The following is an 11,676-nucleotide window of genomic DNA, read 5'->3' on the forward strand; positions in this document are numbered from 1 at the left end:
CAAGGCTAGTATCAGGGGTTTGAGGAAGGATTTTATGGTCATGTGATGTTTTCTCTAATAGTGAGCCTTCTTAATTTTAAAGTTAGTTACTTGTTAGCGTGAATATTAAATAGTGATTTTTCAGGAACGAGTAATTTTTCTTTGGTTATATACTCTTCAGTCTGAACTTTCCCAGTGCCTTTCTCTCCGTATCTATTGTTGCCCCAGAACCATGCATATCCGTTATTATCAATAAACCCATGAAAACTATTTCCTCTTACAAACTGATTAACATGAATATTATTCATTATTTCTATAGGGTTAGTATAATAATTCATCGAAATACCATTATTTGAACGAGTCGCATATGCTCCCCAAATAAATAGTTTTCCATTTACTGTATTTGCAGCACTATCACTAATAGCAACAACTTTATTCAGACCTTGTATTTTTGTTGGCACTGAAAAATCTTTACTTGTTGTACCCTGTGCAGTTTCACCGTTTACACTATTTCCCCAGCTATAAACTGAACCATTATCAAGTAATACTACTCTGCCATTACTATCTGCTAAACTCACTGCTTTACTTGGAAGTTCTACTTTATTAGGTGGGTAATATAGTTCACCTCTATCGTTCCTCTTGGGTTCAATACCTAGAATTCCCGTTTGAGTCGTTCTTAATCCAGTCGTAAATACTTCACCCTCTTCACTTAAAGCTAATATTGATCCAATAGTTAAATCAATAGATACAATACTTTGAAACCCATTAATTCTAGTCGGTTTATCTAAGTGCTTAGCAGTTCTACCATTGATTAAACCAAAATTATTACTACCTAATGCATACACATCACCATTGGCTAGAACGAATAGCGAATTGTCAGATCCAGCTACGATATCTACTACATCTTTAATCTCCTTGATCTCTCTTAGCTCTTCAATAAAAGTATCTTTATCGTTAGGATCTATCTGATGTTCGTTATTGCTACCCCAGCCCCATACTGTGCCATCTTTACGGAGTAATAACATATGACTCCCATCACCTGACACAGCCACCGCATCATTGACACCCTCGACTTGCCTAGGCGTTGGATCTTGTCCTGTCTTGGTATCACGCAGTAGACCATCTGTACCCCATGTCCAAAGCGTCCCATCGTCTTTTATCCCTGCGCTCCATGAACTGGTCATGGCTAAGCGCTTGGGTTCGACGTTAATCTCAAGTGGGGTTTCTAACGGCTCATCTGGCATATTTGCCACAGGGTATTTGTCTTCGGTAAGGGCTTGAAGGTGTTCGGAAGGGGTTTTGTCGCAGGCAGATAAAGTAGACATCATGAGTATGATTGCTAGACTCGTGATTGGTTTAATCTTCAAAAAATTGATGAGTTTTTGCATGAATGGTAGTATTTCAGAGATAATTAGTAACTAATACTAACAATTGTTTACATACGTGTATAGTTTTTTAGTTTGCGATTACTACACAGATGAAATTGACATTGTTTTAAAAAACGAGGATTTTCAAGCAAGAAGAATCTGGCAGGCATTAGGCAAGAGAGATAAACCAGTAAGCTAAAGACGATTTGAAACTAACTCCTCAACTCCTGCGCGTTCATGCGCTTTAAATGGATAGCGATCTGCCATGATTAGCCATTCGGATTTTTGATTAGATGATGAATTTTTGCTTAGGCTATTTTTATCAGTAACTACTTCTATCAACAGAATATCGATATCCATGGTGACTTTCTTGACTGACGTTTTTGCTACTGGCAAACGCTCTCGATCGCACTCGCCTTCCATCTGCTTAAACCACGCTTGCAACTGCTGCAATGTCACAGGCTCTGCCAAACGTAAGTAGACACACTGATTGATATAGTCAGGTTTTGGTAGCTCGATAGTCGCCGTAAAGTCGGGATTTTGAAACGGGGTTGATAACTGTATCTCCCCTAGCGCTGCCAAACCCTCACGGACACACGGCAAATACTTATCGGCTTGGTAATTACTGCCCAATGCCAATATCACGGCCGTCACATACTGCGCTTGCAGCTGTTTAGGCGCGCCTTGTTTTAATGCTTTCAGATTTAAATCTATTGATGTTTTATGCATCATCGGCTTGGCTATTATCCGCGTCTTTGGCAGCTTCTTTATCTGTTGGCTCGTCTGTTGATACTGGCGCATAGCGTGTGATTTGCACCCCAACCGCATCCGCTTGTGCAATAGCCGTCGGCTTGGAAATGCTGAACGTGATTTTTTGACAGTTATATTTTTTGAGTAATTTATCTACGATAAGCCCTGCCAAATGCTCAAGCAATTTTGCTTGAATCTCTTTACACCACTCGCTGACATCGTCGCAGACCTCTTTATAGCTCAGCGCATCACCGACATCATCTGACACAACAGCAGCGCTAATATCAGTTTCCAGCGCAATGTCAATAAGGAGGGGCTGGGTAATTGCCCGCTCCCACTCGTAGACACCGATGACGGCCTCTACTTTTAAACCTTTTACAAATACCACATCAGATTCAGTATGAAACATGCTCTCATCCTTGCTTGCTAAATGTTTAATTAGAGTTTTAAACTCAGTTTTTTTAATTGGTTTTCTGCAGTGCTTCTTCACGCAAACGCGCTGCTTTTAAGACCTTGCTTGGGCGATGGCGCCATAGATCAATGCTGAATAATAGCAGACCTAGCCAAATCAGGCCAAAGACCGCTAAACGATGTAAATCAAATGGCTCTTTATAATAGAATACAGCCAAAAAGAAAATAAAGGTCGGGGTCAGATAATTCATAAAGCTTAAAATACTAAAAGCGACCATTTTAGTCGATTTATTAAATAGCAATAATGGTATCAGTGTAATAGGACCCGCAATCATTAACAGCCAAATATCTGATGTAAACCAAAAGCTCAACTGGCTACTGACCACATCAGACTGCCAAAACCACCAAATCACAATAGGTACCAGCATGGTGGTTTCGACAAACATCGCCTCAATCGGTTTTAGTGGTGTTTGGCGCTGAACCGTACCATAGGTACTGAAACTAAAGGCTAATACCAGTGATAACCATGGCAGACTACCTATCATGATTACTTGTATAACCACCGATAACAGCGCAAAACCAATCGCTACCCATTGTAAAGGGCGCAGGCGCTCTTTAAACAAAATCATCGAGAGGGCCACACCAACCAATGGACCGATAAAATAGCCTAAACTGGCCTCAAGGATACGATCTTGATTGACCGCCCACACATAGGTGAGCCAATTGGTCGCAATAATAATGCCCGATACAAACGTCAAAGCGACCCACTTTGGGTTTTGCTTTAACGTCTTTATCCACTGCCAGCGCTTGGTGGCAACCACTACGATTAGCAAGCATAAAAACGTCCAAATAATGCGATGTCCGATAATTTCTGTCGCGTTATAGGCCGCCAGTTTTTTGAAATATAGTGGAAAAGCACCCCAAATACAAAAAGCGATAAGCGCAGTAATGATGCCATTTTTGGTCGTTTTGATAGGAACGACTGGTTTTTTTGCGACATTTTGGATAGTCATAGTAAAATACAACGTGTTAGAGCAAAGCGCGACCTCACCTGTCTCTACAAACAGTAGAAGTATCAAAGCAAGAGCGCAGGGTTACTACAGATAAGATAAAAGTAAAAAAGCAATGCGTTGATACCATTTTGGGCATCAACACATTGCTAACGATAAAGACTGTTTTGAAAATAATCTTAGGCCAATCTTAACAAACAATCTCACTTATCATAAGTCTGATGACTCACAATATGAGCAATCATGTGGTCTTAGTGATCAGCACCTTCAACTTGAATAGACATACCGACTTGATTGGCCAATTCAGCAAATCCTGGGAAGCTAGTATTGACAGTCTCGACACCTTCGATAGTGATCTGCTCAGCCGCACGCAAACTAGCAACAGCGAAACTCATGGCAATGCGATGATCATGGTGCGAGGTGATGTGACCGCCACCGAATACAGGCTGACTGTTATTGACCTCGCCTCTTTCACCTGTTATAGCTTGACCTTCGATGCCCTTACCTTCAATAATCAGCCCATCATCGGTCACAGTACAGTCAATACCAAGCGTGTGCAAGCCTTCAGCCATGACCGCAATACGATCTGATTCTTTAACACGTAGCTCTTTTGCACCAGTTAACACCGTGCGGCCTGTTGCACAGCTGGCAGCAATGAACAGTACTGGGAACTCATCAATCGCTAGCGGTACGAGATGTTCTGGTATGTCAATACCGACCAAGTTTGAACCACGAATCGTAATATCTGCGACTGGCTCGCCGCCCACATGCGTCTCGTTACTTAATGTGATATCGGCTTGCATTAATTTTAAGATATCGATGATGCCCGTACGCGTAGGATTGATACCGACTTGCGTTAGCGTCAATTCGCTACCTTGACTGATAGCAGCAGCCACCATAAAAAATGCCGCTGAAGAGATATCAGCAGGGACAGCAATATCGCCACCCGTTAGCTGCCCGCCGCCTGTGACACTGATACGATTGCCATCTACCGCCACTGGATAACCAAAGGCTGACAGCATACGCTCGGTATGGTCGCGACTGACTTCCGGTTGGATAACGGTTGTTGTGCCCTCTGCCCACAGCCCTGCTAATAGCAAGCAAGACTTCACCTGTGCAGATGCCACTGGCATATCATATTCAGTACCTTGCAGCGGTTCACCGACAGTATCACGGCCAGTGATGCTAAGCGGCGCAGTGCCACTATGACCTGTGCTCTGAATCACAGCACCCATGGTACGCAGCGGTGCCGCCACTCGTTCCATCGGACGCTTGTTTAAACTGGTATCGCCAGTCAGTACACTATCAAACGATTGTGCCGCTAAGATACCCGATAGCAGACGCATACTGGTGCCTGAATTGCCCATATATAATGGCGTCTTACTTGGTTTTAGCCCATTCATACCGACACCATGAATGGTTAGCCTTCCTTTATCTGGCCCTTCAATGGTCACACCCATATCACGAAACGCTTGCAAGGTCGCAAGGGCGTCCTCCCCTTCTAAAAACCCAGTGACATGGGTCACGCCTGTCGCAAGGCTACCAAGCATAATACTGCGATGCGAGATGGATTTGTCACCAGGAATAGCAATGGTGCCTGAAACAGTGTTGCTAGGAGTAATGTTATAAGATGCTGACATGGCAGAAGTATCCGTATAAGGGGTGCTGGCTAACATATGGCCGAAATGTCGCCGTGCGGCTTGCGCGCGGCCCAAAAGTCCCATCAGGGCGGTTGAATCTTTATCAATGATTAGTTGGCGCATGGTCTGTAAATAGACGCCATACTCGTCAAGGGCACTAACAATCGCGCTTTCATTAGCAAAAAATATATCGTGCCACATTTTAGGGTCACTAGCAGCAATACGGCTAAAATCACGGAATCCGCCCGCTGCATAGCGAAACATGTCTAAATTATCATCATGACTGGCCAATTGCTCAACCAAATTAAAAGCGAGCAAATGCGGCAAGTGACTGGTATGCGCCAATATAGAATCATGGCGATCAGCGTCCATCGCCATCACGCTGGCACCAACCGCTTCCCATAATCGTCGTAGCTTATCTATCGCGACTAAACTGGTCGTTGGCAGCTCACAAATGATAACACTATGATTGGCAAATAAAGTAGCGCGGCGGGCATGATACCCTGAATTTTCCGCACCAGCAATCGGATGGGCTGGTACTAATCCAGTTGGCGATGAACCAAACACAGCGTTTGCCGCATCAATGATATTGACCTTGGTACTACAGACATCAGTAATGATGCAGTCAGTAGCAAGCTGTCCGTTGTCCATCGCCGCTTTGATATCGACAAACACGGATTGTATGGCTTGCACAGGTACAGCAATGACGATTAAATCACTACCATGAACCACGTCACTCAATACCGAACTGCCTGCATCTAGTAAGCCATGTTGAATGGCTTCCTCTATACTGGGCGCATCTCTATCGACGGCAACCAAGCGCTGACTCAAACCATTATCTTTAATAGCTTGAGCCAAACTGGCACCGATCAGTCCAAGTCCAATAACACAGACTTGTTTGAATAACGGTGATTGAGATGTTTTAAGCGATTTTTTCTTAGGTTGTTGACTTTCTTTTTGGCTAACTTTTTGACTAATCACGGCTTTTCTCATTGAATAAATCAACGTGAGCTTCGATAAAAACTCAGGTTATCGTTATAAAACTTAATAGTGTATCGGCTGCTCCAAAGACTTAGCACCCAAAGGCTTAGTAGTAGAAGCTTAGAGCTTAGCACTTAGAACCAAGTACTTAGAATTCAGCACTTAAAACTAAACATCTAGCACAAGCAACCGAGCCACAGCCTTTAATCCTCTGTTAAGATAGAACGCAACGTATCGATCAAGCGTAGGTTGTCTTCTGCTAAACCCACGGTAATACGTAACCAGTTAGGTAAGCCATAAGCAGCTAACGAACGCAGAATAACTCCTTGCTCTAGCAACGCTTCATGAATAGAAGTCGCGGTTATGTCTTCCATCTCAACTTTTATTTCTACCATAATAAAATTGGCATGTGATTTGATAAACCCTAAGCCTAGCGCATCCAACTGCTTCTCCATCCAGCGCATTTGCTCATCATTCATCAAACGAGTTTTTTCGATAAAGTCTTGATCCGAAAGTGCAGCAGCGGCAGCCGCCAAGCCAATACGGCTCACATTAAATGGCTGACGAATACGGTTCAACAATTCAGCAACGGCAACTGAGCTGAGCGCATAACCAACACGCAGACCAGCCAGCCCATAAGCTTTGGAGAATGTACGTACGATGACAACATTATCAAACTCATCAATCAGCACCCGATTATTACTTTCAGGGCTGTACTCGATATAAGCCTCATCTAAAACCACCAAAACCGAACTGGGCACACTCGCCACAAACGCCCGCAACTCTTCATGAGAAAGCAAAGTACCCGTTGGATTGTTAGGATTAGAGATAAATACAATTTTGGTATTAGGGTTATCTTGAACCGCCTGACTCATAGCCTTTAGGTCATGAGCAAAGCGCTGGGCAGGCACTTCAACGTCCATCGCGCCTTGCATTTTCGCTAACATCGAATACACCACAAAGGCATACTCACTATAAACGATGGCATCACCAGCACCAACAAAACTACGCGCTAAGATATCCAGCAAATCATCCGAGCCATTACCCAAGGTAATCTGCTCGACATTGACGTCATTAAAATCAGCCAATGCTTGCTTGAGATAATAACCATTGCCGTCAGGATAACGTGCCAGCTGTCCTAATTGCTCAGTGATTGCGAGCGTGACTTTCGGTGAACAGCCAACGGGATTTTCATTACTGGCAAGCTTCACCACATCTGAGACACCATATTCACGCGTCAACTCCTCTACCGGCTTACCTGTTTGATAGGGCGCCAATTCTAAAATACTGGCATAAGCAGGTACTAATGGTGATAAATTTGACTCTGTCGATTGAGGTGACTGCATGATTTATCCTTAGATGACTGGTTCATCTGTCATGAGTTACATGCTACTTGCAAAAAATAGCATGTAACCGAAATGCTGGTAAAATTTATAGCGGCTTGCTTTACAGAACAGCTTTTGGATATGAGCCCAATACGCGTAAATCCTTCACTAACGGACGAATGTCATTGATGGCTGCACTGACATTTGGATCATCGATATGACCATCCATATCAATAAAAAAAACGTATGCCCATTTATTAGGACGCTCAGGACGTGTTTCGATACTGGTCATAGACACACCATGATAAGACAACGGCTTTAATATCTCGATCAATGCGCCTGCTTTGTCATGAGCAGATACAACGATAGATGTTTTGTCTTGACCCGATGGCGCAACGGCTTCATGACCAATAATAAGGAAGCGCGTGGTATTGCTTGGGTTGTCTTCGATATTTGCATAAAGCTTATGCAAGTCATACTCTGCTGCTGCCACATCACCTGCTATCGCTGCTGAGTGCCACTCGTTTTTTAGACGACGGGCAGCTTCACCATTACTCGATACCGCAACACGCTCAACATTTGGAAAATTCACATCGAGCCAATGACGACACTGTGCCAATGATTGCTGATGAGAGTAAATGCGGCTCAAACCATCTATCTTAGTATGCTCAGCGACCAAGAAGTTCTGATGAATGGGCAACTCAACTTCACCAATGATTTTTAACGTCGAAGATAAGAACCCATCCAACGTATGGTTCACAACGCCTTCTGAAGAGTTTTCAACAGGAACCACGCCATACATTGCTGTGCCCGCTTCTACTTCACGGAACACATCAGTAATGGTCGTCATTGGCACGGTATCAGCAGCTTTACCAAAATGCTTGAGTGCAGCAGCATGCGTAAAAGTACCGATTGGCCCCAAAAAAGCAATGCGTTGCGGCGCTTCTAAATCCAAGCACACTGACATAATCTCACGGAATAAGCGTGCCATTTTTTCATCAGCGATTGGACCAGCATTGCGTTGCATAACCGCTTTTAGTACCTGTGCTTCGCGCTCAGGACGATAAAAAATAGGATTACTATTGTCAGCAGAGGCATCATTAGCAATATTGTTTTTCTTTACTATAGCCACTTGCTGAGCCAGCTTGGCACGGTCATTAATCAGCGTCTGAATTTCACAGTCTACTGCATCGATATTTTGGCGAATACTGTCCAAAAACTCTTTTTCAGTTGCTTTTTCAGTCGAATTATCGCTAGTGCCTGCGACGGTCTGATTTAGGTTATCTATATTGTTCTTTGGTGACTGCTCACTCATTACCGCCCATCCTTTTCCTAATATTATTACTGTGTTTTATAACTGTGTTTTATGACTGTAAGGTACTACTTTATTGGTTTTAAATGCTCAGCATCTCTTCTAATATTAACGAACACTTAAATGACTGCTATGCACACCAAATATTTTAGCCATAATATCGCATTTCGCTAACCCTATCGAGCACAGTTGTTATGACTCAATCATACGGCAACTGACAAATACAATACGCTGATTACTGACTCGCTCTACTATAACAAAAACTATGCTCAGTGCCCACGTGTAAATACTCGTAAAACAGCTAATCGTCACTAGGGCATGTCTTCATTTCAAAAATGGTGATAAAAATGAGATAAATTGCCGTCAAACAAGGAAAATAGCGCCAATAATATCGGGATACTAACCAGATATTTGGCAAGATTCAGCTATTTTTAGCCCATTGAAATGACTATCGAGTGAGTTGAAGACACGCCCTAAGTAGTACAATATAACTTTTATACGGGTGAAAACTATCGTTAGTTGGGGGCATGTTCAACAATACAGCCCCAAAACTGTGATACAGTTCAGAACTAACGGTAAAGAACACCGCAATCATGTCATTAATAAAAAAGGATATCTGATGAGCGCATTACAACAGCTTCGCACCATGACCACCATCGTCGCGGATACTGGAGACCTAAACGCCATTGCGCGCTTAAAACCTATTGATGCGACCACCAACCCAAGCCTAATCACCAAAGCCCTCATGCATCCTGACAACCAAGGTATGCTGTCAGAAACCATGAGCCATCATAGTGGTGATATAGATGCGGTGATTGATGCTCTTACCATTCAGATTGGCTGTGATATTTTAGGTCTCATCGAAGGCCGCGTCTCTACCGAAGTTGACGCACGCTTATCTTATGACACTCAAGCAACGATTGATAAAGCCTTGGCCTTTATGGAAGCTTACCAAAAAGCAGGTATCAACTCAGAACGTGTATTGATTAAAATGGCCGCCACTTGGCAAGGTATCGAAGCAGCGCGTTATCTGGAAACTCAAAATATCCACTGCAACCTGACTTTATTATTTGGACAACACCAAGCGATTGCTTGTGCCGATGCTGGCGTGACACTGATATCACCATTCGTGGGTCGCATCTTAGACTGGCAAAAACGCCAACAAAACCGTCAAAACGTGCCCGCTTCTGATGACATGGGTGTGCAGTCTGTGAAGCGTATTTATCAATATTACAAACAACACGACTATCGTACACAAGTCATGGGGGCAAGCTTTCGCTCAACTGAGCAAATATTAGCGCTAGCAGGCTGTGATCTATTGACCATCGCACCTAACCTCATCGACGAGCTGGCTACGATAGATGCTGAGGTGACGCAACAGTTATCGCCAAGCATGTCAATGGATATAGCAGATATGACCAAAGTGAGCCTAACACGTGAAGAATTTAGTGCTGCCTATCAGCAAGACAAAGTCACACAAGACTTATTACCAAAAGGTATTGATGGTTTTATCGGTGCGCGCGATGAGCTTGCTCAAATGTTAGCAGCTATGCGCAGTTAAGACACCAATAGTCTCTGATATAGAACATATTCTAAAAACAGAAACAACTGGCAATAAAAGAAAGTTGCCTGCTAATACTAAGTTGGCTATGATGAGCGACTTCAAACAACAAGAAGCAAGGCTTGATTATGAAGCGGCTATCAATGTTATTAGTAGGCGGCACTCTAGCGGTCAGCGCACATGCAGTGAACTGGTCAAAAGTATCAGAAAGTCAAACTGGATCAGTTTTTAGCGTAGACTTGGAATCTATCGAAAGCTCCGACATCAACATCATAGACGAAACAGATGTTGAAAATATTACGGTAGCTATTCGTCGAACCTATCCTGCACAAAAAAATGAGGATGAAGCAAACAGTATTCATCATAGTGACCAACAACTGCTCATCTCTTGTAAGGATAACAGCTATTATAGGCGCGCTTATGTGAACTATGGTGCTAATGATAAAGTATTGCAGTCATGGCAATCAGAAAAGCCGATATTGACCACAAAAGACTTTAAAGCCACAACACCAAAGACCGTCGGGCATACACTAATAAAAGAAGCCTGTACAATCTATGAACAGACCGAAGATAACTCACAATAAAAAATCGCGCTGATATGATTCAGCGCAATTTTTTATGGTCAAATAAGAATACGTCTTAAGCTTTTAATACGCTATAAATAGGCACTGGAAAGTCACCATGCAAATCAACTAAATCCAATAATACCAAAGCACCAATAACGGTATGATCTGCAGATTTACATAGCTCATAAGCAGTCGTTAATGTGCCACCAGTGGCCAATATATCATCAACCAACAATACACGCTCTGGCGGTAGGTTGTTTTGCATCTCAAGCGTATCTTTACCATACTCTAAGGCATAGGCTTTATTGGCAACAGGTGGCGGCAACTTACCGGGTTTACGCAGCAGAATCATACCTTTACCCAATCGACCTGCCAACAGACTAGCAAACACAAACCCACGTGCTTCTACAGCTCCCAAACAATCTACTTCATCCATCAGACCTTCAGGCAATGCCGCTAGTAGTGCATCGATCACATCATTAATATGACTACGTAATAACGGTGTAATATCATAAAAATCAATACCAACTTTCGGAAAATTGGGTACTGTACGAATAACTTGCCAAAATGGATGCTCAGTGTTCAGCATATAAGTTGGCTCGTTTTCGATATTTGTAGATGTAGCACTCATGCTCATGGTAACCCTTAGCTTATATGACTAATACCACCTTCAAAAATACAACTAACACCACCCAACTCGTTACGCCTATCATGCGTATGACTGATACTCGTTTTCGTTGCTACTCTAATTTTGAAAATACTATTGAATAAGAA

General features: G+C 43.0%; 10 protein-coding genes. 2 read left to right on the forward strand and 8 right to left on the reverse strand.

Going from position 1 to position 11,676, the window contains the following annotated elements; genetic code table 11:
• Positions 1-86: 86 nt before the first annotated feature.
• The 7 genes from ACT3SX_RS10920 to pheA all read right to left on the reverse strand — a co-directional run bounded on the left by ACT3SX_RS10920 (position 87) and on the right by pheA (position 8,778).
• Positions 87-1,367, reverse strand: a complete 1,281-nt coding sequence (locus tag ACT3SX_RS10920; protein WP_442060896.1) for an RCC1 domain-containing protein — start codon at positions 1,365-1,367, stop codon at positions 87-89.
• Between the two features lie 174 nt (positions 1,368-1,541).
• Complete coding sequence (locus ACT3SX_RS10925; protein WP_226945116.1) at positions 1,542-2,078, reverse strand: 2-amino-4-hydroxy-6-hydroxymethyldihydropteridine diphosphokinase; 537 nt, start codon at positions 2,076-2,078, stop codon at positions 1,542-1,544.
• The gene (gene folB, locus ACT3SX_RS10930; RefSeq protein WP_192992244.1) at positions 2,068-2,505 is read right to left on the reverse strand and encodes a dihydroneopterin aldolase; all 438 of its coding nucleotides are present in this window, start codon (positions 2,503-2,505) and stop codon (positions 2,068-2,070) included. Before folB ends, ACT3SX_RS10925 begins: the two co-directional genes overlap by 11 nt.
• 52 nt (positions 2,506-2,557) lie before the next feature.
• Entirely contained in the window at positions 2,558-3,520 is a 963-nt protein-coding gene (gene rarD / locus ACT3SX_RS10935) for an EamA family transporter RarD (protein WP_192992245.1), read from the reverse strand.
• A gap of 248 nt (positions 3,521-3,768) precedes the next feature.
• Entirely contained in the window at positions 3,769-6,135 is a 2,367-nt protein-coding gene (locus ACT3SX_RS10940) for a bifunctional prephenate dehydrogenase/3-phosphoshikimate 1-carboxyvinyltransferase (protein ID WP_192992254.1), read from the reverse strand.
• A 206-nt stretch (positions 6,136-6,341) separates the two neighbouring features.
• Positions 6,342-7,484, reverse strand: coding sequence for a histidinol-phosphate transaminase (gene hisC, locus ACT3SX_RS10945; RefSeq protein WP_192992246.1), 1,143 nt, complete (start codon positions 7,482-7,484; stop codon positions 6,342-6,344).
• Between the two features lie 100 nt (positions 7,485-7,584).
• Complete coding sequence (gene pheA, locus ACT3SX_RS10950) at positions 7,585-8,778, reverse strand: prephenate dehydratase (RefSeq protein ID WP_192992247.1); 1,194 nt, start codon at positions 8,776-8,778, stop codon at positions 7,585-7,587.
• 616 nt (positions 8,779-9,394) lie between these two features.
• Here pheA and ACT3SX_RS10955 point away from each other — a divergent pair.
• Together ACT3SX_RS10955 and ACT3SX_RS10960 are read left to right on the forward strand one after the other, a co-directional pair.
• On the forward strand, positions 9,395-10,336 hold the full coding sequence (locus ACT3SX_RS10955) for a transaldolase (RefSeq protein WP_192992248.1): 942 nt from the start codon (positions 9,395-9,397) through the stop codon (positions 10,334-10,336).
• Between the two features lie 128 nt (positions 10,337-10,464).
• Positions 10,465-10,920: a surface-adhesin E family protein gene (locus tag ACT3SX_RS10960; RefSeq protein ID WP_192992249.1), complete on the forward strand. Its 456-nt coding sequence runs from the start codon at positions 10,465-10,467 to the stop codon at positions 10,918-10,920.
• Between the two features lie 55 nt (positions 10,921-10,975).
• Here the strand turns inward: ACT3SX_RS10960 and ACT3SX_RS10965 are convergent, their stop codons facing one another.
• Entirely contained in the window at positions 10,976-11,491 is a 516-nt protein-coding gene (locus ACT3SX_RS10965; RefSeq protein ID WP_226945119.1) for an adenine phosphoribosyltransferase, read from the reverse strand.
• Positions 11,492-11,676 lie beyond the last annotated feature (185 nt).

The organism is Psychrobacter sp. AOP31-B2-9 (assembly GCF_052378005.1).
Classification (GTDB): Bacteria; Pseudomonadota; Gammaproteobacteria; order Pseudomonadales; family Moraxellaceae; genus Psychrobacter.

Excerpts from the sequence above, each read along its gene's own strand:
- hisC (WP_192992246.1), bottom strand. The coding sequence starts at position 7,484 with ATGCAGTCACCTCAATCGACAGAGTCAAATTTATCACCATTAGTACCT.
- ACT3SX_RS10925 (WP_226945116.1), bottom strand. The coding sequence starts at position 2,078 with ATGATGCATAAAACATCAATAGATTTAAATCTGAAAGCATTAAAACAA.
- ACT3SX_RS10965 (WP_226945119.1), bottom strand. The coding sequence starts at position 11,491 with ATGCTGAACACTGAGCATCCATTTTGGCAAGTTATTCGTACAGTACCC.
- folB (WP_192992244.1), bottom strand. The coding sequence starts at position 2,505 with ATGTTTCATACTGAATCTGATGTGGTATTTGTAAAAGGTTTAAAAGTA.
- rarD (WP_192992245.1), bottom strand. The coding sequence starts at position 3,520 with ATGACTATCCAAAATGTCGCAAAAAAACCAGTCGTTCCTATCAAAACG.
- pheA (WP_192992247.1), bottom strand. The coding sequence starts at position 8,778 with ATGAGTGAGCAGTCACCAAAGAACAATATAGATAACCTAAATCAGACC.
- ACT3SX_RS10955 (WP_192992248.1), top strand. The coding sequence starts at position 9,395 with ATGAGCGCATTACAACAGCTTCGCACCATGACCACCATCGTCGCGGAT.
- ACT3SX_RS10920 (WP_442060896.1), bottom strand. The coding sequence starts at position 1,367 with ATGCAAAAACTCATCAATTTTTTGAAGATTAAACCAATCACGAGTCTA.
- ACT3SX_RS10960 (WP_192992249.1), top strand. The coding sequence starts at position 10,465 with ATGAAGCGGCTATCAATGTTATTAGTAGGCGGCACTCTAGCGGTCAGC.